At 53.3% G+C, this 22,928-nt stretch carries 18 protein-coding genes; 13 read left to right on the top strand and 5 right to left on the bottom strand.

Annotated features, from left to right (window positions below):
* The first annotated feature begins 4 nt into the window (after window positions 1–4).
* Window positions 5–2,419 carry a DNA topoisomerase (ATP-hydrolyzing) subunit B gene (gyrB, locus tag J4645_RS21300; RefSeq protein ID WP_000072047.1) on the top strand — a complete coding sequence of 805 codons (2,415 nt, stop codon included), beginning with the start codon at window positions 5–7 and terminating at the stop codon, window positions 2,417–2,419.
* Between the two features lie 18 nt (window positions 2,420–2,437).
* On the opposite strand, the gene J4645_RS21295 is transcribed toward gyrB, so the two are convergent.
* The 3 genes from J4645_RS21295 to J4645_RS21285 form a co-directional block, all read right to left on the bottom strand.
* Window positions 2,438–3,334 (bottom strand): LysR family transcriptional regulator, encoded by an 897-nt coding sequence (locus tag J4645_RS21295; RefSeq protein WP_001054589.1) that lies wholly within the window; start codon window positions 3,332–3,334, stop codon window positions 2,438–2,440.
* A 114-nt stretch (window positions 3,335–3,448) separates the two neighbouring features.
* Window positions 3,449–4,642 carry a mandelate racemase/muconate lactonizing enzyme family protein gene (locus J4645_RS21290; RefSeq protein WP_023197151.1) on the bottom strand — a complete coding sequence of 398 codons (1,194 nt, stop codon included), beginning with the start codon at window positions 4,640–4,642 and terminating at the stop codon, window positions 3,449–3,451.
* 13 nt (window positions 4,643–4,655) lie between these two features.
* Window positions 4,656–5,918, bottom strand: a complete 1,263-nt coding sequence (locus J4645_RS21285; protein WP_000061262.1) for an MFS transporter — start codon at window positions 5,916–5,918, stop codon at window positions 4,656–4,658.
* Between the two features lie 305 nt (window positions 5,919–6,223).
* Here J4645_RS21285 and yidA point away from each other — a divergent pair, with 305 nt between their 5' ends.
* From yidA to J4645_RS21255, 6 genes are all read left to right on the top strand, one after another.
* Window positions 6,224–7,069, top strand: a complete 846-nt coding sequence (gene yidA, locus J4645_RS21280; RefSeq protein ID WP_000985570.1) for a sugar-phosphatase — start codon at window positions 6,224–6,226, stop codon at window positions 7,067–7,069.
* Between the two features lie 260 nt (window positions 7,070–7,329).
* Complete coding sequence (gene dgoR / locus J4645_RS21275; RefSeq protein WP_000174317.1) at window positions 7,330–8,019, top strand: D-galactonate utilization transcriptional regulator DgoR; 690 nt, start codon at window positions 7,330–7,332, stop codon at window positions 8,017–8,019.
* Window positions 8,016–8,894 (top strand): 2-dehydro-3-deoxygalactonokinase, encoded by an 879-nt coding sequence (locus J4645_RS21270; RefSeq protein WP_001533869.1) that lies wholly within the window; start codon window positions 8,016–8,018, stop codon window positions 8,892–8,894. Before dgoR ends, J4645_RS21270 begins: the two co-directional genes overlap by 4 nt.
* A complete protein-coding gene (locus J4645_RS21265) occupies window positions 8,878–9,495 on the top strand; it encodes a 2-dehydro-3-deoxy-6-phosphogalactonate aldolase (protein WP_001636174.1) in 618 nt (205 codons plus the stop codon). The genes J4645_RS21270 and J4645_RS21265 overlap by 17 nt, the downstream gene beginning before the upstream one ends.
* Window positions 9,492–10,640 carry a galactonate dehydratase gene (dgoD, locus tag J4645_RS21260; protein ID WP_000704735.1) on the top strand — a complete coding sequence of 383 codons (1,149 nt, stop codon included), beginning with the start codon at window positions 9,492–9,494 and terminating at the stop codon, window positions 10,638–10,640. The genes J4645_RS21265 and dgoD overlap by 4 nt, the downstream gene beginning before the upstream one ends.
* Before the next feature lie 84 nt (window positions 10,641–10,724).
* Window positions 10,725–12,062 carry an MFS transporter gene (locus tag J4645_RS21255; protein WP_000253524.1) on the top strand — a complete coding sequence of 446 codons (1,338 nt, stop codon included), beginning with the start codon at window positions 10,725–10,727 and terminating at the stop codon, window positions 12,060–12,062.
* A gap of 25 nt (window positions 12,063–12,087) precedes the next feature.
* Here J4645_RS21255 and torS read toward each other — a convergent pair whose 3' ends face one another.
* Window positions 12,088–14,823: a TMAO reductase system sensor histidine kinase/response regulator TorS gene (torS, locus tag J4645_RS21250; protein WP_023214831.1), complete on the bottom strand. Its 2,736-nt coding sequence runs from the start codon at window positions 14,821–14,823 to the stop codon at window positions 12,088–12,090.
* A gap of 79 nt (window positions 14,824–14,902) precedes the next feature.
* Here torS and torT point away from each other — a divergent pair, with 79 nt between their 5' ends.
* Window positions 14,903–15,943 carry a TMAO reductase system periplasmic protein TorT gene (gene torT, locus J4645_RS21245; protein ID WP_023208229.1) on the top strand — a complete coding sequence of 347 codons (1,041 nt, stop codon included), beginning with the start codon at window positions 14,903–14,905 and terminating at the stop codon, window positions 15,941–15,943.
* Here the strand turns inward: torT and torR are convergent.
* Entirely contained in the window at window positions 15,916–16,608 is a 693-nt protein-coding gene (torR, locus tag J4645_RS21240; RefSeq protein WP_001562512.1) for a two-component system response regulator TorR, read from the bottom strand. The two genes, torT and torR, sit on opposite strands and share 28 nt — an antisense overlap.
* Window positions 16,609–16,737: 129 nt before the next feature.
* Between torR and torC the strand changes: the two genes are divergently transcribed.
* From torC to J4645_RS21215, 5 genes are all read left to right on the top strand, one after another.
* The gene (torC, locus tag J4645_RS21235; protein ID WP_001230254.1) at window positions 16,738–17,922 is read left to right on the top strand and encodes a pentaheme c-type cytochrome TorC; all 1,185 of its coding nucleotides are present in this window, start codon (window positions 16,738–16,740) and stop codon (window positions 17,920–17,922) included.
* On the top strand, window positions 17,912–20,464 hold the full coding sequence (gene torA / locus J4645_RS21230) for a trimethylamine-N-oxide reductase TorA (RefSeq protein WP_001636163.1): 2,553 nt from the start codon (window positions 17,912–17,914) through the stop codon (window positions 20,462–20,464). The genes torC and torA overlap by 11 nt, the downstream gene beginning before the upstream one ends.
* Window positions 20,457–21,089 carry a molecular chaperone TorD gene (gene torD, locus J4645_RS21225; protein ID WP_000595421.1) on the top strand — a complete coding sequence of 211 codons (633 nt, stop codon included), beginning with the start codon at window positions 20,457–20,459 and terminating at the stop codon, window positions 21,087–21,089. The genes torA and torD overlap by 8 nt, the downstream gene beginning before the upstream one ends.
* 189 nt (window positions 21,090–21,278) lie before the next feature.
* Window positions 21,279–22,679, top strand: a complete 1,401-nt coding sequence (locus J4645_RS21220) for a cytochrome-c peroxidase (protein WP_000724469.1) — start codon at window positions 21,279–21,281, stop codon at window positions 22,677–22,679.
* A gap of 5 nt (window positions 22,680–22,684) precedes the next feature.
* Window positions 22,685–22,928, top strand: a 244-nt coding sequence (locus tag J4645_RS21215; protein ID WP_031617863.1) for an ATP-binding cassette domain-containing protein, incomplete at its 3' end; no start/stop codon positions are given.

Genomic DNA, 22,928 nt, shown 5'->3' with positions numbered 1-22,928 from the left:
GTTGATGTCGAATTCTTATGACTCCTCCAGTATCAAAGTCCTGAAAGGGCTGGATGCGGTGCGTAAGCGCCCGGGTATGTATATCGGCGACACGGATGACGGCACCGGTCTGCACCACATGGTATTCGAGGTGGTAGATAACGCTATCGACGAAGCGCTCGCAGGTCACTGTAAAGATATCGTCGTGACTATTCACGCCGATAACTCCGTGTCCGTAACGGATGATGGCCGTGGCATTCCGACCGGGATTCACCCGGAAGAAGGCGTCTCGGCGGCGGAAGTGATCATGACCGTTCTGCACGCGGGCGGTAAATTTGACGATAACTCCTATAAAGTCTCCGGTGGTCTGCACGGCGTGGGCGTCTCGGTAGTCAACGCTCTGTCGCAAAAACTGGAACTGGTTATCCAGCGAGATGGCAAAATTCACCGTCAGATCTACGAGCACGGCGTGCCGCAGGCACCCCTGGCCGTCACTGGCGATACCGATAAAACCGGTACGATGGTACGTTTCTGGCCGAGCCACGAAACCTTCACCAACGTCACTGAATTTGAATATGAGATCCTGGCGAAACGCCTGCGTGAACTGTCATTCCTGAACTCAGGCGTCTCTATCCGCCTGCGCGACAAGCGCGATGGCAAAGAAGATCATTTCCACTACGAAGGCGGCATCAAGGCGTTTGTTGAATATCTCAACAAGAATAAAACGCCGATCCACCCGAATATCTTCTACTTCTCCACCGAAAAAGACGGTATCGGCGTGGAAGTAGCGCTGCAGTGGAACGATGGTTTCCAGGAAAACATCTACTGCTTTACCAACAACATTCCGCAGCGCGACGGCGGTACTCACCTGGCAGGCTTCCGTGCGGCGATGACCCGCACGCTGAACGCCTACATGGACAAAGAAGGCTACAGCAAAAAAGCCAAAGTCAGCGCCACCGGCGACGATGCCCGTGAAGGTCTGATTGCGGTGGTTTCCGTGAAGGTGCCGGACCCGAAATTCTCCTCGCAGACCAAAGATAAGCTGGTCTCTTCCGAGGTGAAATCGGCGGTAGAACAGCAGATGAACGAATTGCTGAGCGAATACCTGCTGGAAAACCCATCTGACGCGAAAATTGTCGTCGGCAAAATTATCGACGCCGCGCGTGCGCGTGAAGCGGCGCGTCGCGCCCGTGAAATGACCCGTCGTAAAGGCGCGCTCGATTTAGCCGGTCTGCCGGGCAAACTGGCGGACTGCCAGGAACGCGACCCGGCGCTGTCCGAACTGTACCTGGTGGAAGGGGACTCCGCGGGCGGCTCTGCGAAGCAGGGGCGTAACCGCAAGAACCAGGCGATTCTGCCGCTGAAGGGTAAAATCCTCAACGTCGAGAAAGCGCGCTTCGACAAGATGCTCTCCTCTCAGGAAGTGGCGACTCTGATCACCGCACTGGGCTGCGGTATCGGTCGCGACGAGTACAACCCGGACAAACTGCGTTACCACAGCATCATCATCATGACCGATGCGGACGTCGACGGCTCGCACATCCGTACGCTGCTGTTGACCTTCTTCTATCGTCAGATGCCGGAAATCGTTGAACGCGGCCACGTTTACATTGCCCAGCCGCCGCTGTACAAAGTGAAGAAAGGCAAGCAGGAACAGTACATTAAAGACGATGAAGCGATGGATCAGTACCAGATTTCCATCGCGCTTGACGGTGCGACTCTGCACGCGAACGCCCATGCGCCGGCGCTATCCGGCGAAGCGTTAGAAAAACTGGTCTCTGAATATAACGCCACGCAGAAAATGATTGGTCGTATGGAGCGTCGCTTCCCGAAAGCGCTGCTCAAAGAGCTGGTGTATCAGCCAACTCTGACCGAAGCCGATCTTTCTGATGAGCAGACTGTAACGCGCTGGGTGAATGCGCTGATTACCGAGCTGAACGAGAAAGAGCAGCACGGCAGCCAGTGGAAGTTCGATGTTCATACTAATACGGAACAGAATCTGTTCGAGCCGATCGTTCGCGTGCGTACGCATGGCGTGGATACCGACTATCCGTTGGATCACGAGTTTGTGACCGGCGCGGAATATCGTCGTATCTGCACGCTGGGCGAGAAGCTGCGCGGTCTGATTGAAGAGGACGCGTTCATCGAACGCGGCGAGCGTCGCCAGCCGGTAACCAGCTTCGAGCAGGCGCTGGAGTGGCTGGTGAAAGAATCACGTCGCGGTCTGGCTATCCAGCGTTATAAAGGTCTGGGTGAAATGAACCCGGATCAGCTGTGGGAAACCACCATGGACCCGGAAAGCCGCCGTATGCTGCGTGTGACCGTTAAAGATGCGATTGCTGCCGATCAGTTGTTCACCACGCTGATGGGCGACGCCGTTGAGCCGCGTCGTGCCTTTATCGAAGAGAACGCCCTGAAAGCAGCGAATATCGATATTTAACCTGCCTTAATCCCCGGCCTACCGCTGGTTGGCCGGGGCATCATGATGTTCATCGACATAGCTAAATAAAAAATCTCTAAAGCGCTGCGTGGCGGGCGTTTGTGCGCGCCACGCATGGAAATAAAGGTTCATATTGCGCCGCAGCGGAGGCGTGAGCGAACAGGTCGCTAATTGGTAGCTTTTGGCGTAATGGCGGGAAAAGGTTCCGGCGATCACCACGCCTTCACACTGCGCCGCCAGCGACATGGCGGTCGCCATATGTTCCACCGTCATTTTGGGCTTAATGCGCACGCCAGCGGTCGCGGAGATCATCGGAATGGATTCGTTGCCAACGGCGATCAGCTCTTCGCTCTGAATCTCTTCCCAGCGAACCGTTTTTTTATGCAGCCGATAGTCCGGATGGCAGTACAGGGCGATTTCCGTTGTGAACAGCGTTTGTTTATCGATTTCCGGTTCCAGCGGCCGCTCAGGGCCGATACCGAAATCCGCTTCTCCCAGCATAATGCTTTTTTGTAATTGCGACATGGGCTTATCAATAAGCTGTACGTGGGTATGCGGATGCTGCCGCTTAAAGGCATGGATGATTTGCGGCAGAAAAGCACAGGCGATCAGCGGCGCGCCAACAACCCGCACCAGGGATTTTTTGATCTCTTTCAGGTCGCGGGCATAATTTTCGGCCCGTTGAAACTCTTCAACAACCCGCATGGCGGCGGGTAAAAACTTTTCGCCGTCGGGCGATAGCTTCACCACGCGCGAAGTGCGGTCGAAAAGGGAAACCTCCATCTGGCTTTCCATTTCGTTGATTAAACCGCTAACGGCGCCCTGCGTGATGCACAGATATTTGCTGGCGGCGGTAAAACTACGCAAATCCGCGACGGCCAGAAACGCGCGAAATTGCCGGATAGTTAAATTCATTTGCCACCTGTCTTACCCCTTTACAGAGAGGATTTTATCTCAGGCTGGATAAGGTCGTGTTGATACGACTCGCAAATACAGGGGGTCTGCCTGCGGCGCAGGCAGACAGTTGGCTTATTTTACGGTGATGGTTGGTGATTTTTTCATGGTTTCCTCGGTCAGCTCCTGGCCGATACCAGGAAGCTCCGGGACTTCGTACATGCCGTTCTTGGGTAGATAGTTGTATTTACAGGTCTGTGTATTCGGTTCCAGCAGCGCATACCGGTGCAGTTCGTGGATGACGAAGTTGGGGATTGCGATTTCCATATGCAGCGCCACCGCTGTGGAAATCGGCCCGCCGCAAACGTGGATTTGCACCGTTTTGTCGTAAACGTGCGCCATATCGCAGATTTTCTTCACTTCGGTAATGCCGCCGCAGGTGCAGATATCGGGCTGAATAACGCTCAGGCTGCCGTTTTCCAGGAAAGGACGGTATCCCCAGCGCCAGTAAATGCGTTCGCCAGCCGCCAGTGGAATATTAACTTTATCAGCTACTTGTTTCATTTGTCCGGGGTTTAACGGCATGACTGGTTCTTCGTAGTAGAAAATACCCAGTTCTTCTATCATGCGACCAAACTGAATTGCGGATGTAGTATCCGTAAAGGCGTGCATTTCGGCGATGATATCCACGTCCGGGCCGACCGCATCACGAATGGCGGCCATACGGTCGTAGCCCAGACGCAGGATTTTATCGGTGAGAGGCCCGTTGAGGTTTTGCTGGTTCCAGTTGCCGTGGCGATCCATTGCGACGGTATCCACTTTTATTGCGTCATAGCCTTCGCTGACGGCGGTCAGCGCCGCCTGTGCATACTGCTCCGGCTCGGTCAGCATATCTTTATCGCTGCCGTCCCCCCAACCAAACTGTAGCTGACTGGCGTAGGTTCTGATTTTCTCGCGGCTTTTGCCGCCAAGCATTTTATACAGCGGTACGCCCCACGCTTTGCCTTTGATATCCCACAGCGCGATATCGATGCCGCTCATCGCCGCGGAAAAGATGCCGCCGCCGCCCTGCCCCCAGAAGGTTTTTTTGAGCATCTTTTCCCAGATAGCTTCGTTATTCATCGGGTCCATGCCGATGATAATGGCGGCTAAATCTTTTGCCATGCCGATGCCCGCAGAGGCGCCGACGCCGTAAGCCAGCCCGACTTCGCCAAAACCGGAAATGCCTTCGTCGGTATTAATTTTTACCACCACCGGACGCCATTTGCTGGTGGCGGACGCAAAATCGTTCGCCACATCAATAATATCAACGCTGGTAATTTTCATCATTTACTCCTCGTAATTAATATTTTTTAATTGTTAAGATTAATGCCGATACCACGGCGATAGCGCTGATAAAAACCAGGCATAGTAAGCCGCCGGTATAAGTTCCAGTGATAGAAATAAATAAGCCGATAAATACGGGAGATAATGAAGAGAGTCCATTGGCGACGCCGTTCATTACGCCGCTGGCGGCGGAAATAGATTTTCCGGGTATCATTCCCTGTAATAACGTCCAGGCAACGGGCGTACCCATCGTACAGAAAGCAACAGCAAAGGAGAGGAGTACTGCTGACATATATTTATGTTCGGTTATGGTACCGAAATAGATACTGACGCCAGCGAAAAACATTAATACCATTAATATGGGGGCGCTGCGTCCTATTTTATCGACGAAGATCCCCGCAGCGGCTTTAGAAAATATTGACAGGACAAAGGGAAGCGACGCCAGCCAGCCCATTTCCGCCCAGCTAAATCCTCTGGCTGATTTAAGATAGGTCGGCAGCCAGGTAATCATCCCCCAGTACAGGCATTGCAGGCACAGGTACCACAGCACCAGCAACCAGTAGCAATAGTTGGTGATCACCGGTTTGACCCGCAACATAAAACTTTCGCTGTTGCCTGCGCTTTCCGTTTCCTGTCCGGCTTTGATATAAGCCAGTTCCTGTTCGCTGATACTTTTATGTTGTTCTGGTTTATCAGCAACATATCGCCAGAGTAGCCAGAGTGGGATTAACCCGAGAGCGGCGCATAAAAAGAAGTTGGAACGCCAGCCGTGGGTGCCTATCCACCAGGTGAAAAAAGGCATCGCAATGGCGGGTGCCACCGACTGGCCGACGATCCACGCCGCGTTTGCTCTGCCGCGCTCCTGCTTCGGGAACCAGTTTTTAATAAATACGCTTTGCAGTGGATAATAAAATCCCTCTCCGATGCCCAGTAATATACGGCAAATAATAATTAGAGCGAATGATGTTGCTACGCCGCCAACCATTAAAGCGATAGTCCAGATCAGAATACAAAGCATCATTGCTTTTCTGGGGCCGAGATAATCGCCAAGCGGTGATAATACAACGTTAGCGATACCATAAGCGGCCAGAAAGACGGTCATCATCATGCCGATTTGCAATGGCATACCTTCAATACCCATATAGGCTAAGAAGGGTTCATTCGCGGCTAATACCGAAACATTAACGCGATCGAGATAAGCAATAAATATTCCAATAAACAGACAGGCAACGATTAAAAATCTTTTCCTGGTTGGGGGGGCGGTAAGGGCCATCGACATTAGCGATCTCCTTCTCATCGGATAAGGTTATTTTAAAATATAAGTTTTTGTTGATTTTTACTGATTAAGAACCAATCCCATTAGGCTCTAAGTGATGATGTCCAAAGTAGCAATACACATTCTTTTAGAAAAACGGTATTTTCTGTTTGATTAATGAGGTTATCTAATACATCAGGATGGGAGAATACGGCCTGAAAAGGGGAATCCCGTTTGTGAATCTTATCCCCCTTTCTCTCGGATTCTTTACTGTTTTTTGAGCGGAATCGCGTTAGCATGAGTCAGGACTCATTTAATGCGGGGATTTCATGGCTATCAAACTTATTGCTATCGACATGGATGGCACCCTTCTGCTGCCCGATCACACCATTTCTCCGGCGGTTAAAAACGCGATTGCCGCTGCGCGTGAAAAAGGGGTAAACGTGGTGCTGACCACAGGCCGTCCGTATGCGGGTGTGCACAGTTACCTGAAAGAACTTCACATGGAACAGCCCGGCGATTATTGCATCACCTATAACGGGGCGCTGGTGCAGAAAGCAGGGGATGGCAGTACGGTTGCGCAAACGGCGCTCAGCTATGATGACTACCGTTACCTGGAAAAACTGTCCCGTGAGGTGGGTTCTCACTTCCACGCATTAGACCGAAATACGCTTTATACCGCTAACCGCGATATCAGCTACTACACGGTGCATGAGTCGTATGTGGCGACCATTCCGCTGGTATTTTGTGAAGCGGAGAAGATGGACCCGAACACCCAGTTCCTGAAAGTTATGATGATCGATGAGCCTGCCGTTCTCGACCGGGCGATTGCGCGTATACCGGCAGAGGTGAAGGAAAAGTATACCGTGCTGAAAAGCGCGCCGTACTTCCTTGAAATCCTCGATAAACGGGTTAATAAAGGCACCGGCGTAAAATCACTGGCCGAGGCGCTGGGTATTAAGCCAGAGGAGGTGATGGCGATTGGCGATCAGGAAAACGACATTGCGATGATCGAATACGCCGGTATGGGCGTGGCAATGGACAACGCCATTCCGTCGGTCAAAGAGGTGGCTAACTTTGTGACTAAATCGAACCTTGAAGATGGTGTTGCCTGGGCGATTGAAAAATTTGTGCTGAACCCCGATCACTCATCCGGCCATTTCCCCGCCCGATAAGGCATAGTCGCCATCGGGCAAATACGCGCTTAACGACCCGCACTTGCTGCGGGTTTTTTTATGTCTTTCGTTTACGTCTTATAACGTCCCCATAACCAATTGTTGTTTTTGTGATCTAAATTGTAGTACAACATAATTGTGTTGTACTACATTAATGACATGATAACGACGGTTGATATCACGCTAGTACTACAAAATTGCGGCGTAATTCAGCTATCGCGGTAAAGTAAGAGAGTTCACATCGAGCACAAGGACTCTCTATGACTCTCAATAAAACCGATCGCATCGTTATCACGCTGGGCAAACAGATTGTCAGCGGTAAATACGTACCCGGTTCGGCGCTGCCAGCGGAAGCGGATCTGTGCGAGGAGTTTGAAACGTCGCGCAACATCATTCGCGAAGTGTTTCGTTCGCTTATGGCGAAGCGGCTAATTGAAATGAAGCGCTATCGCGGCGCGTTTATCGCACCGCGTAACCAGTGGAATTATCTCGATACCGACGTGCTGCAATGGGTGCTGGAAAATGACTACGACCCGAGGCTTATCAGCGCGATGAGCGAAATACGAAACCTGGTGGAGCCAGCAATAGCACGCTGGGCGGCGGAACGGGCAACATCAAGCGATCTGGCTGAAATTGAGTCGGCGCTAAACGACATGATTGCCAACAACCAGGACCGGGAAGCGTTTAACGAGGCGGATATTCGCTATCACGAGGCAGTGTTGCAGTCGGTGCATAACCCGGTGCTGCAACAGTTAAATGTAGCGATCAGCTCGCTACAGCGAGCGGTATTTGAACGGACCTGGATGGGCGATGCGGCCAACATGCCGAAAACGCTCCAGGAACATAAGGCGCTATTCGATGCGATACGGCATCAGGATGGCGATGCGGCAGAGCAGGCGGCATTAACCATGATCGCCAGCTCGACACGAAGGTTAAAGGAAATCACATGACAGCTCGCTACATCGCAATTGACTGGGGATCGACCAATCTGCGCGCCTGGCTTTACCAGGGCGACAAATGCCTGGAGAGCAGGCAATCAGAAGCAGGCGTTACACGCCTGAACGGTAAATCTCCTGACGCGGTGTTAGCAGAAATCACAACACACTGGCGCAACAGCGCCACCCCCGTGGTAATGGCGGGCATGATCGGCAGTAACGTAGGCTGGCAAAATGCGCCTTATCTGCCGGTTCCCGCCCTGTTCTCCGCTATTGGCGAACAGTTAACCGCCGTTGGCGACAACATCTGGATCATCCCCGGATTGTGTGTCTCACGCGAGGATAACCACAACGTGATGCGCGGCGAAGAGACGCAACTGCTTGGCGCCCGCGAACTTTCTCCTTCTTCTGTCTATGTCATGCCCGGCACGCATTGCAAATGGGTACAGACTGATACGCAACAAATTCATGATTTTCGTACTGTGATGACAGGCGAACTCCATCACTTGTTGCTGCGTCACTCGCTGGTCGGGGCTGGTTTGCCGGAACAGGAAGCTTCTGGCGACGCCTATGCCGCGGGGCTGGAGCGCGGTCTTAATTCTCCTGCCGTCCTGCCTTCTCTTTTTGAGGTTCGCGCCTCGCACGTGTTGGGACATCTTGCGCGTGAGCAGGTCAGCGACTTCCTCTCCGGCCTGTTGATTGGCGCGGAAGTCGCCAGCATGAGCGAATCCTTCGCGGCGCAACAGGCTATCACTCTCGTCGCTGGACCCGCGCTGATCTCACGTTACCAACAGGCGTTTCGTGCTATTGGGCGTGATGTTTCAACCGTGGATGGCGACATGGCATTTCAGGCTGGAATAAGGAGCATCGCTCATGCAGTGGCAAACTAATCTCCCTCTCATCGCTATCTTACGCGGTATTACGCCCGATGATGCCCTGGCGCACGTTGGCGCGGTGGTGGATGCGGGATTTGACGCTATAGAAATTCCGCTTAACTCCCCACAGTGGGAAAAAAGCATTTCTTCCGTGGTGAAGGCGTATGGCGGCAGGGCGCTTATTGGCGCTGGTACCGTACTGAAACCGGAACAGGTAGACCAGCTTGCCGGGATGGGCTGCAAGCTGATCGTCACGCCAAATATCCAACCGGAGGTGATCCGCCGGGCAGTGAGCTATGGCATGACCGTGTGTCCGGGCTGCGCCACGGCAACAGAAGCCTTTGCTGCGCTGGATGCTGGCGCACAGGCGTTAAAAATTTTCCCATCATCGGCGTTTGGTCCGGGCTACATCAGCGCGCTGAAAGCGGTACTTCCGCCGGATGTTCCGCTATTTGCCGTCGGCGGCGTGACGCCGGAAAACCTGGCGCAATGGATTAAAGCAGGCTGTGTGGGCGCGGGACTGGGTAGCGATCTCTATCGCGCCGGGCAATCCGTTGAATGCACCGCGCAGCAGGCTGCGGCATTTGTTAATGCGTATCGAGAGGCAGTGAAATGAAAATAACTCACATCACCACGTACCGTTTACCTCCACGTTGGATGTTCCTGAAAATCGAAACGGATGAAGGCGTGGTTGGCTGGGGAGAGCCGGTCATTGAAGGTCGGGCACGTACTGTAGAGGCGGCAGTACATGAGTTTGCCGACTACCTGATAGGGAAAGATCCGGCGCGTATCAACGACCTGTGGCAGGTAATGTACCGGGCCGGTTTTTATCGCGGCGGCCCGATTATGATGAGCGCCATCGCCGGTATTGACCAGGCATTGTGGGATATCAAAGGCAAGGTGTTGAATGCGCCGGTCTGGCAGCTCATGGGCGGCCTGGTGCGCGACAAAATCAAGGCCTATAGCTGGGTGGGTGGCGATCGTCCGGCAGACGTCATTGACGGTATTGAAAAATTGCGCGGTATTGGTTTTGACACCTTCAAGCTGAACGGCTGTGAAGAGATGGGCGTGATTGATAATTCCCGTGCGGTGGATGCGGCGGTCAATACCGTGGCGCAAATCCGCGAAGCTTTCGGCAGTGAAATTGAGTTTGGGCTCGATTTCCACGGTCGCGTTAGCGCGCCGATGGCTAAGGTGCTGATTAAAGAACTGGAACCCTATCGTCCGCTGTTTATTGAAGAGCCGGTGCTGGCGGAACAGGCGGAATATTATCCGCGCCTGGCAGCGCAAACGCATATTCCGATTGCCGCAGGCGAGCGTATGTTCTCGCGTTTTGAATTTAAACGCGTGCTGGACGCGGGCGGGCTGGCGATTCTACAGCCGGATTTATCCCACGCGGGCGGCATTACCGAATGCTATAAAATCGCCGGAATGGCGGAAGCATATGACGTGGCGCTGGCACCGCATTGCCCGCTGGGTCCAATCGCCCTGGCTGCCTGCCTGCATATCGATTTTGTTTCGCGCAACGCGGTATTCCAGGAGCAGAGCATGGGCATTCACTATAACAAGGGCGCGGAGCTGCTCGACTTTGTGAAAAACAAAGAAGACTTCAGCATGGACGGCGGCTTCTTTAAACCCTTAACCAAACCGGGTCTTGGCGTAGACATTGACGAGGCCAGGGTGATTGAACTTAGCAAAAGCGCGCCGGACTGGCGTAATCCGTTGTGGCGGCACGCTGACGGATCGGTAGCCGAGTGGTGATCGCCACGCTGTAGGCTCAACAAACGTCGCCCTCCGGGCAACCCAATTTAAATATAAAAACACACCCTCTGTAATTTACAGGGCATGGTGAGCGGCCTCGCTATGCCCAGAATCTGGAGACAGATGACGATGGATATTTCAGTTACAGCAGCACAGCCGGGGCGTCGCCGCTATCTGACGCTGGTGATGATCTTTATTACCGTGGTGATTTGCTACGTCGATCGCGCCAACCTTGCCGTGGCTTCCATGCATATTCAAAAAGAATTCGGCATTACCAAAGCGGAAATGGGCTATGTCTTCTCCGCTTTTGCCTGGCTCTATACGTTATGCCAGATCCCTGGCGGCTGGTTTCTCGACCGTATTGGGTCCCGGCTGACCTATTTTATCGCTATCTTCGGCTGGTCAGTCGCGACGCTATTGCAGGGATTTGCGACGGGACTATTGTCGCTTATCGGCCTGCGCGCTATTACCGGGATTTTCGAGGCACCAGCCTTTCCGGCAAATAACCGGATGGTCACTAGCTGGTTTCCGGAGCATGAGCGCGCATCCGCAGTCGGGTTCTACACCTCCGGACAGTTCGTCGGACTGGCATTCCTTACGCCGCTGCTGATCTGGATTCAGGAAATGCTGAGCTGGCACTGGGTCTTTATCGTCACCGGCGGTATCGGGATTATCTGGTCATTGGTCTGGTTTAAGGTTTATCAACCGCCGCGTTTGACGAAAAGCCTTAGCCAAGCGGAGCTGGAGTATATTCGCGATGGCGGCGGTCTGGTGGATGGCGATGCGCCAGCGAAAAAAGAGGCCCGCCAGCCGTTGACGAAAGCCGACTGGAAACTGGTGTTCCATCGTAAGCTGGTGGGCGTCTACCTCGGTCAGTTCGCCGTAAACTCTACGCTATGGTTCTTTCTGACCTGGTTCCCTAATTATCTGACCCAGGAAAAAGGCATTACCGCGCTAAAAGCGGGCTTTATGACGACCGTACCGTTCCTGGCTGCCTTTTTTGGCGTACTGCTCTCCGGCTGGCTGGCGGATAAACTGGTGAAAAAAGGCTTCTCGCTGGGCGTGGCGCGCAAAACGCCGATTATTTGCGGTTTGCTCATCTCCACGTGCATTATGGGCGCTAACTACACTAACGATCCGTTGTGGATTATGGCATTGATGGCGATAGCTTTCTTCGGCAATGGATTTGCGTCCATTACCTGGTCGTTAATCTCTTCCCTTGCGCCGATGCGGTTGATTGGCCTTACCGGCGGTATGTTTAACTTTATCGGTGGGTTGGGCGGGATTAGCGTACCGTTAGTGATTGGTTATCTGGCGCAAAGCTACGGTTTTGCTCCGGCGCTGGTCTATATCTCCGTTGTGGCTCTGCTGGGTGCGCTGTCTTACATCCTGTTAGTGGGCGATGTGAAACGCGTCGGATAAGTTGGCCGTGGCGAGCCGGAAGCTATTATGGCGAAGGATGACTGGCTATCCATGCGTCGAGCGCCGTCACTCCCTGCGTCACGATAGTTTTAATATCTATATCGCTAAGCGGTTGCAATTCCAGCTCCCGACAGGCTTCGGTTGCCTGCGTCATCCCCAGGCTGGCGCAGCCGCTTTTTAATTTATGCGCCAGCCGCTTAATGTTAACGTCGTCATTCATGGCGCGCGCCGCCTCGATCTCCTCGACTAAAGGCAGCGCGCTGTCTTTGAATAACGCGACCCATTGCCGGAGCTTTTCCGGGCCGACAGACGCCATATCGCCGGCAAGCTGATGTTCATTCAGCATCGCCCGCGCATTGTGAGATTTGCCCTGTAAATAGTGCGCTATCATGCGGTAAAGCTCCTCGCGGGGAACGGGCTTTTGAATAATCCCGCAAAAAAGACCGGCGGTACGCTGACGAAGATTATCGTCTATCACATGCGCGCTAAAACCAATGCGTTTCATGGCGGGATACAGGCTCATCAACTGCTGCGCCAGGGTTAAGCCGTCATAATCCGGTAAATCAAAATCCACCAGCGCCACATCAAAGGACTCGCCTTCAGCTAAACAGCGTAGCGCGTCATTCGCGCTTTCAGCTACTGAGACCTTCACCCCTTTACCCGTGAGCATTTCAGCGGTAATACGCTGCGTCAGCATATTATCTTCAATCAGCAACAGGCGTAGTCCGTTAAGATTTATCGGTTCCCTGAACGCATTTTTGCTTGCGGGTTTGGGGTGGCGAACCGGCAGTTGTAAGCGAAAACAACTGCCAACATGAAGCGTACTGGTGACGGTTAGCGTCCCGCCCATCGCTTCTGCCAGGCTGGCGCTGATAGCCAGCCCCAGGCCCGTCCCGCCCCGGCGTCCTGTCGCCTGCACAAACGGTTTGAAAATAGCCGTCAGCTTTGCTTCAGGGATACCGCACCCGGTATCTTCAACCTCAATAAACCAGCTCTGATCGTCGCAAAACGTGCGCAGCACTATGCTGCCGCGATCGGTAAATTTCGCCGCATTACTTAAAAGATTAATCACAATTTGACGTATCCGGCGCGGATCGCCTTGTAGCGTGGAGGGGAGTTGCTCGCTAAAGTCGGCGATGAGCGCCACCTGCACGCGGCTGTGCATTAAATGCAGCGCGCTATTCAACAATTGTCGCGGTTCAAACGGCTCCTCGCTAATAGAAACGTTGGTGCCGCCTACTTCAATCGCCGAGTAATCCAGAATATCGTTAAGAATCGCCAGTAGCGATTCGCCTGAATCATTAATGGCCTGTAAATCGTCGCGGTAGTTTGCCATGAGCGGTTTATCGGCCAGCAATTGTACCGTACCGAGAATGCCGTAAAGCGGCGTGCGAATTTCATGGCTCATGGCGGCAAGGAACGTCGATTTCGCCTCGTTGGCCTTTTCCGCTTCGGCGCGCGCCTGCCGGTGTTCCAGCACCAGCGCATGAAGCTCCGCCGTTTGCGATCGCACCTGTTCCGCCAAATCCTCACGATGGCGGTTTAATTTGCGCACGTTGGCGCGAAACGCTTCCATCAGACGGCTGATGGTATCCAGTTCGCTGACGCCAGCCGCCTCCGGAAACGGTGAGTCAATATCGCCCTCCAGTAACCGCTGTAAGGCCTGCGTTTGTTGCGCCAGCGGGCGGGATACGGAACGGTAAACCACTCGCCAAAGAATAAAACTTAATGAGCACAGCGCCAGGATACCTAAGATCACTAACCCTATTTGCCCACGCTGACTGGCGTGTGTAAGACGCGCTAACCCAGCCTCGTTTCGTTTTTCGATGGCGTTCACCAACTGCGACACTTCCGTACTGAAGCGGGTAAACTGAAAGAGGTTATTGGCCATGAGCGTTTGAAGCTGGTCGCGGATGGCGTTTTCCTTACGAAACAGGGTAACTAGTGTGGTGTACTGGTTTATTTTCTCCAGCGCGTCGGCGATTTGGGCGCGAACGGTAGGATCTTCTATACGCTGCTGGCGGCGGGATAAAATTTTAACCAACTGATTAAGTTTTTCATCGGTGTCCTCGGCATCGCTCAGCCCTTGCGCGTCTTTTAAGGTCACAATGAGCTGCTTAAACCGCAGGGCATTGACCCGCAGCTCATTCATCTGATTCACATACTCAAGGTCGATATCAATCAATCGGTCAAGCGCGCGTTCAGCCTGGTCCCCTTTACCGCTTTCGATAAGATCGTAAATACCGGCCTGGGTGGCGCCCGCAGATGTCGCGGCATTATTGGCCTGACCGTGAGCCTGGGCGGCAATGCTTTCCGCCGCCTCCGCAATCTGGCGGCTTAACTGCTGTTGCTGTGCGCGCAGCGTGAGAATTTCACCGACCAGCGTTCCCTGTTGCCCAAGCGTTTGCGCAATCTCTTTTTCTTGCCGGGCGATGGCCGAGGTATTAAATCCCTGCTCGCTTAATGCCTGCAAAAGATGGTTAATTTTAAGGCTTTGCGCTTTCAGCATCTTCCCCTGCGCCAGCCAAACGCCCTCACTGTCGGCATTGGTCAGATTTTGCGCGGAAAAGAGCTCGTAAGCGCTGGCTTCGCTTAACTGCCTGGCCATATTCATCGTCGGGAGCAGCGCTTGCGTATTGGTTTGCTCCACCTGACTAATGACGCGCAGGCTTATCCAGCCGATCACGGTGCTGAGCAGGGTTAGTGTCGCCATCAGGGCGAAGGCCAGCCATAATCTGCGGGTCAGTGAAGGCGTTGACATTTATGCGCCGCGGGTGAAATGGGTTGAGTTGCCGCCGGAAAAACCATTAGGATAAAACCTTGTTGCTGGTGGGGCTATCATGCGCGCGCTTATTTCGTTCTTTTTTTTGATAATCATCGTCTCGAATGTAGAAACGGCGTCAGCCGAAACCGGACTGCTACACTGGACGTGCGCCGATCGGGCGATTCCCTGGCGGCAAACGTCAGTCAATGCGAGTAAGCCCTGGAAACTGTGCGCATTATACCCCAGCCTGAAAGATTCTTACTGGTTGTCCGTCAACTACGGGATGCAAAAAGCGGCCAAATTGTATGGCGTTGATTTAAAAGTGCTGGAAGCGAATGGCTATCGGCAACTGGCGACGCAACAACAGCAAATGATGCAATGCCGGGAGTGGGGCGCCGACGCTATTCTGCTTGGCAGCAGTACCGATCGTTTCCCGGAACTGGAACGGTATGCCGGTAATGTGCCGGTTATTGAACTGGTGAACATGATTCACGATGCCAGCGTCGCAACCCGCGTTGGTCTGCCGTGGTTTCAGATGGGTTATCTGCCGGGACGTTTCCTGGTGCAGTGGAGCAAAGGAAAAGCCCTTAACGTTTTACTCTTCCCGGGGCCGGAAGAAGCCGGCGGCAGTCAGGAGATGGTGGCGGGTTTTCGTCAGGCAATTAAAGGCAGCGCCATCAACATTGTGGATATCGCCTGGGGCGATAACGACATTGAAGTGCAGCGAAACTTACTCCAGGAAATGCTGGAGCGTCATCCGGACGCCAATGTGGTCGCCGGGTCGGCGATAGCGGCGGAGGCGGCGATGGGCGAAGGGCGAAATTTGACGACTCCGCTCACGATCGTCTCATTTTATCTGACGCATCAGGTTTATCGCGGTTTAAAACGCGGCCATATCCTGATGGCGCTCAGCGATCAGATGGCCTGGCAGGGAGAATTAGCGATAACGCAGTCGATTAAGGTCTTACAGGGGCAACCGGTGCCTGAAAATATCAGCCCGCCGGTACTTATTTTGACGCATAACAACGCCGACAGCGCGCGCGTTCGCCGTTCGCTATCGCCTCCGGGATTTCGGCCCGTCTATCTGTATCAATACACCTCCGAGGCTAAAAAGTAGCCTTCGCCATGCTGTGTGACCAGCAGCTCCGGCGTAATTTTATGGCGTAAGCGGCGAACCAGGACATCAATCGTGCGGAGATCCGGAGTCTCTACGCGGCGGGCGGAAAGCATTCGCAGCAGGCGTTCGCGATGCAGCACTTTGCCTGGGTTGGTCACAAAGGCCAGCAGTAGCTCGTACTCCGCGCGCGTAAGCTTAATGGCTTCACCATTGTGCTCCAGCGTGTGATTCATCACGTTCAGGCAGTAACCGGAAAACATATAGCAGTTTTCACTGGCATTTTGCGGCGTGGGGCGGGCCAGATCGATGCGCCACAAAAGATTTTTCACCCGTACTACCAGCTCGCGCAGTTCCAGCGGCTTGGTGACGTAGTCGTCCGCGCCCATCTCCAGCCCGACGATGCGGTCAATTTGGTCGCAACGCCCCGTCACCAGAATAATGCCCACCGTGGAGCGTTCGCGTAGCGCCCTGGTCAGCATCAACCCGTTTTCATCGGGGAGGTTGATATCCAGCAGGATCAGCGAAACGTGCTCATGCTCCATGATGTCGCGCAGGCCCGCGCCGCTGTCGGTCACCGAAACGCGATATCCCTCCTGCTCAAAATAGGCCTGTAATCTGGCCTGAGTAACAGGTTCATCCTCAACAATAACAATGTGATGTGACATCCTGCGCGCGGTCTCTTTCTGTTCATATCTGTTCATATATTGCCGTATCCCGTTCATCCTGGCCAGTGACGCTGTTCATATTTGCGGAATAAGATCTGCGCATTAAACCATATAATTACAGGGGCTATTATGCGAAAACTCTGGAGAGCGCTACTCAGGCCAAGCGCCCGTTGGTCGATACTGGCGCTGGTCATTGTCGGGATTGTGATCGGCGTTGCGCTGATCGTGTTACCTCACGTCGGTATCAAACTGACCAGTACGACAGAGTTTTGCGTCAGCTGCCATAGTATGCAGCCGGTGTATCAGGAATATAAACAGTCCGTACATTTCCAGAACGCTTCCGGCGTACGCGCGGAATGCCACGATTGCCATATCCCCCCTGATATTCCAGGCATGGTGAAACGTAAGCTGGAAGCCAGCAACGATCTTTACCAGACATTTATCGCCCACTCGATTGATACCCCGGAAAAATTTGAAGCCAAACGCGCCGAGCTTGCCGAGCGTGAATGGGCGCGCATGAAAGAGAATAACTCCGCGACCTGTCGTTCCTGCCATAACTACGATGCGATGGATCACGCGAAACAGAACCCGGAAGCGGCGCGGCAAATGAAAATCGCCGCGAAAGAAAATCAATCCTGCATCGACTGTCATAAAGGGATTGCCCACCAGCTACCGGATATGAGCAGCGGTTTCCGCAAACAGTTTGATGAACTGCGCGCCAGCGCCAGTACGCATAATGACGGCGATACGCTCTATTCGCTGGATATCAAGCCGATTTACGCCGCTAAAGGCGATAAAGAACCGGCAGGTTCGTTGTTACCTGCTTCTGAAGTGAAAGTCCTTAAACGGGACGGTGACTGGCTGCAAGTGCAAATCGAAGGCTGGACGGAGACGGACGGTCGCCAGCGCGTGCTGACGCAGTTGCCCGGTAAACGTATTTTTGTCGCCTCGATTCGCGGCGATGTGCAACAGCATGTGAAAACGCTGGAAGAGACCACCGTCGCGGCGACCAATACTCAGTGGAGCAAATTACAGGCAACCGCGTGGATGCAAAAAGGCGACATGGTAAATGACATTAAACCGATTTGGGCCTATGCCGACTCCCTCTATAACGGCACCTGTAATCAGTGTCACGGCGCGCCGGACAAAGCGCACTTTGACGCTAACGGCTGGATCGGCACGCTCAACGGCATGATCGGTTTCACCAGTCTGGATAAGCGTGAAGAACGTACCTTGTTGAAATATCTCCAGATGAATGCGTCTGATACCACCAACACGCCGCACAGCGATAAGGGAGAACACAATGAAAAATAAGGACTCGTTACACGTCTCTCGTCGACGTTTTCTGGCGCAGCTTGGCGGCTTGACGGTGGCAGGAATGCTGGGGCCGTCACTACTGACGCCCCGTAGCGCCCGCGCGGCGGATGCCGTTGCACCAGGCGCCGCGACGAAAGAGGGTATCCTTACCGGCTCTCACTGGGGGGCGATTCGCGCCACGGTGGTTGACGGTCGATTTGTGGCGGCAAAACCGTTTGAACAGGATAAATACCCGTCCAAAATGATCGCCGGTCTGCCCGATCACGTCCACAACGCGGCGCGTATTCGCTATCCGATGGTGCGCGTCGACTGGATGCGCAAAGGTCATCAAAGCGACACCTCGCAGCGCGGCGATAATCGTTTTGTGCGCGTCTCCTGGGATGAAGCGCTGGATCTGTTCTATCAGGAACTGGAGCGGGTGCAAAAAACCTACGGGCCGAGCGCGTTACTGACGGCGAGCGGCTGGCAATCTACCGGCATGTTCCATAACGCCTCCGGGATGCTGGCGCGCGCGATTGCGCTACATGGCAATAGCGTCAGCACGGGAGGGGACTATTCGACCGGCGCGGCGCAGGTGATTTTGCCGCGCGTGGTGGGTTCAATGGAAGTGTACGAGCAGCAAACGTCATGGCCTCTGGTTTTACAGAACAGTAAAACGATTGTGCTATGGGGTTCTGATATGGTGAAAAACCAGCAGGCAAACTGGTGGTGCCCGGATCACGATGTCTATCAGTACTATGAACAATTAAAAGAGAAGGTTGCCAGCGGCGCTATCTCGGTCATCAGCATCGACCCGGTCGTCACCTCCACGCACGATTATCTGGGGCGCGATAAGGTCAAACATATCGCCATTAACCCGCAGACGGATGTCCCGTTACAACTGGCGCTGGCGCATACCCTGTACAGTGAGAAACTGTACGATAAAAATTTCCTCGATAACTACTGCGTCGGTTTTGACCAGTTCCTCCCCTATTTGCTGGGCGAAAAAGATGGACAGCCCAAAGATGCCGCCTGGGCGGAAAAACTGTGCGGTATTGACGCCGACACCATCCGCGCGTTGGCGCGGCAGATGGCGGGCGACAGAACGCAAATCATCGCTGGCTGGTGCGTACAACGTATGCAGCATGGCGAACAGTGGTCATGGATGGTCGTCGTGCTGGCGGCAATGCTGGGACAGATTGGTTTACCGGGCGGCGGCTTTGGTTTTGGCTGGCACTACAACGGCGCCGGGACGCCTGGTCGTAAAGGGATCATTTTAAGCGGCTTTTCCGGTTCGACGACCGTTCCGCCAGTACACGACAGCACGGATTACAAAGGCTACAGCAGCACCATTCCTATTGCGCGTTTTATGGATGCCATTCTTGAACCGGGCAAGGTCATTAACTGGAACGGCAAATCGGTTAAATTACCGCCGCTGAAGATGTGCGTGTTCGCCGGGACCAACCCGTTCCACCGACACCAACAAATTAACCGCATAATTGAAGGGTGGCGCAAGCTGGAAACGGTCATCGCTATTGATAACCAGTGGACGTCGACCTGCCGTTTTGCGGATATCGTTTTGCCGACTACCACCCAATTTGAGCGTAACGACCTCGATCAGTTCGGCAACCACTCTAACCGCGGCATTATCGCCATGAAACAGGTGGTGTCGCCGCAGTTTGAAGCGCGTAACGACTTTGATATTTTCCGCGATCTCTGCCGACGCTTTAACCGTGAAGCGGCATTCACGGAAGGTCTTGATGAAATGGGCTGGCTGAAACGCATCTGGCAGGAAGGGAGCCAGCAGGGAAAAGGTCGCGGTATCCACTTACCGACTTTCGAGGTGTTCTGGAATCAACAGGAGTACATCGAGTTTGATCATCCGCAGATGTTTGTGCGCCATCAGGCTTTCCGTGAAGATCCGGACCTGGAGCCGTTGGGCACGCCAAGCGGTTTGATCGAGATTTACTCCAAAACGATCGCCGACATGCAATACGACGATTGTCAGGGCCATCCCATGTGGTTCGAAAAAATCGAACGCTCGCATGGCGGGCCGGGATCGCAGCGCTGGCCGCTGCACTTACAATCCGTCCACCCTGATTTCCGTCTGCATTCCCAACTGTGCGAGTCGGAAACGCTGCGTCAGCAATATGCCGTTGGCGGCAAGGAACCGGTCTTTATTAACCCACAGGATGCCAGCGCGCGCGGGATCCGCAACGGTGACATCGTGCGGGTATTCAATGCACGCGGGCAGGTACTGGCGGGGGCGGTGGTTTCCGATCGCTATGCGCCTGGCGTGGCGCGAATTCATGAAGGCGCCTGGTACGATCCTGATAAAGGCGGCGACATCAATGCGTTGTGTAAGTACGGCAACCCTAACGTATTAACGCTGGATATCGGTACATCACAGCTCGCGCAGGCGACCAGCGCGCATACGACGCTGGTGGAAATTGAAAAATATACCGGCCCTATTGATAACGTCACGGCGTTTAACGGTCCGGTCGAGATGGTCGCGCAGTGTGAATATGTACCCGCATCGCAGGGGAATCCGCATGATTAAGCAGCCAGCGCTTGCTCAGGAACAGTACGCCTGCGTATATGCATGGCTGGCGTTACTCTTTTTCCGGGAAGTGGATGATGAAGGGTTAATACAATTACAGTCCGCGGAGATCGCGGACTGGCTGGCGCTGTTAAAGCGTCAGCCTGCGCTGGCGGCGTCGGTGGCGTTACTCGAACAAAAAATTGCCGCGCTTAGCCTGCGCCAGGATGCGCAGCTGGAGCTGGCCGCAGATTTTTGCGGATTGTTCCTGATGACGGATAAAAAATCGGCCTTGCCCTACGCCTCGCAATACCCGCAGCAGGAACCCGGCATGATTAAACATTTATTGCTTGAAGCCGGGATGGAAGTCAACGACGATTTTAAAGAGCCGACCGACCACCTTGCGATTTATCTGGAGTTACTCAGCCATTTACATTTTTCATTGGGTGAATCGTTCCAACAACGGAGAATGAATAAATTACGCCAGAAAACATTGTCGTCATTACTGGAATGGCTTCCGGAATTTACGAATAATTGCCTTAAGCATGATCCATATGGCTTTTATGCTGCGTTAAGTCAATTATTGTTGGCTATCGTTCGTTTTGATGACGGAAAAGAGGATTTATCCATTGTTGCGGCTGAATAAACCCTGTGACGGGCATCGCAAAATAAATCTTACGATAGTCGGGGGTTATCATATCTATAGGTTTAGCCAATTGTAATTATTGATACCAATCAATATCCATGATGGGTTTGTATTTAGTATTGACGGGCCTCATGAGTAAAAAAATAAAATTTAATTAATCATGCCGCAATACCCCATAAGGATAGTGATATGAAAAAAATTACCCTCTATGCGACAACGGTTATCACCGTTGGGCTGTTATGTTATTTAGGTTTGTCCGGGTATGTATGGTATTACGACAAACAGCGCAGTAAAAAAAGCGATGTGCAGGCCTCGGTTGTGGGTGAAAATAATAAAATACTGGGTTATTTCAGGGAGAAAGGATGTGATTATTGTCATACGCCTTCCGCTGAATTACCTTTTTATTCCTCTTTTCCGGTGGCGAAGCAGCTAATGGATTACGATATCCAGCTTGGCTACAAATCGTTTAACCTGGAGGCGGTACGGGCCGCCCTGATTGCGGATACGCCGGTGCCGCAAAGCGAACTGAATAAAATTGAATGGGTTATGCAACATCAGACTATGCCGCCAACCCGCTATGTCGCGCTGCACTGGGCGGGGGGCGTCAGCGATAAAGAGCGTACTGACATCCTGAACTGGATAGCCGATCAACGTGAGCGCAACTATGCCAGCGCCGATACCGACGCCGCGCACCGGAATGAACCCGTTCAGCCTATTCCGCGCAATATTCCCGTCGATGCGAAAAAAGTCGACTTAGGTTTCCGTCTTTATCATGATGAACGTTTATCCGGCGACAGCACAATATCCTGTGCGCATTGTCACGCGTTAAATGCGGGCGGTGTCGATGGCAGAAAAACCTCAATTGGCGTTGGCGGTGCGGTAGGACCAATAAATGCGCCGACGGTATTCAACTCCGTATTTAATATCGAACAATTTTGGGATGGTCGTGCTGCAACTCTGCAGGAGCAAGCAGGCGGACCGCCGTTAAATCCTATTGAAATGGCTTCTAAATCCTGGGATGAAATTATTAGCAAGCTTGATAAAGATCCTGTCCTGAAAAAAGATTTCCAGGCGGTTTATCCGCAAGGATTTACCGGGGAAAATATTACTGATGCGATCGCCGAATTTGAAAAAACGTTGATAACGCCGGATTCCGCCTTTGATAAATGGCTACGTGGAGATGAAAATGCGCTGACTGCGCAACAGAAACACGGTTATCAATTATTTAAAGAAAATAAATGTGCAACCTGTCACGGCGGTATCATTTTAGGCGGGCGCTCTTTTGAACCATTGGGATTAAAGCGAGACTTTAATTTTGGCGAAATTACCGCAGCGGATATTGGTCGTATGAACGTCACCAAAGAGGTTCGCGATAAATTACGGCAAAAAGTCCCGGGCTTACGCAACGTCGCGTTAACGGCGCCTTATTTCCATCGGGGCGACGTACCGACGCTGGATGGCGCGGTAAAACTGATGCTGCGTTACCAGGTTGGCACCGATCTGCCGCAAAACGATATTGACGATATCGTCGCCTTCCTGGAAAGCCTGACCGGTGTTTATACGCCATATCAACCTGAATATGCGCAATGACAATGATGCTTGAAGCCAGAGATCTGTACTGCGAGCGGGACGAGAGGACGCTGTTTCGCGGGCTGTCGTTCACCGTGGAGGCCGGGGAGTGGGTGCAGGTCACCGGCGGCAACGGCGCGGGGAAAACCACCCTGCTGCGCCTGCTGACCGGGCTGGCGCGCCCGGACGGCGGGGAGGTGTACTGGCAGGGCGAGCCCCTGCGCCGCGTGCGCGACAGCTTCCATTCCGGCCTGCTGTGGATAGGGCACC

The sequence above is a fragment of the Salmonella sp. 32082101201600294FB01SM01 genome (genome assembly GCF_017572865.1).
GTDB classification, from domain to species: Bacteria; Pseudomonadota; Gammaproteobacteria; order Enterobacterales; family Enterobacteriaceae; genus Salmonella; species Salmonella enterica.
Note: the sequence above shows the minus strand (reverse complement) of the source record. Positions and strands in the feature narration are given on the sequence as shown.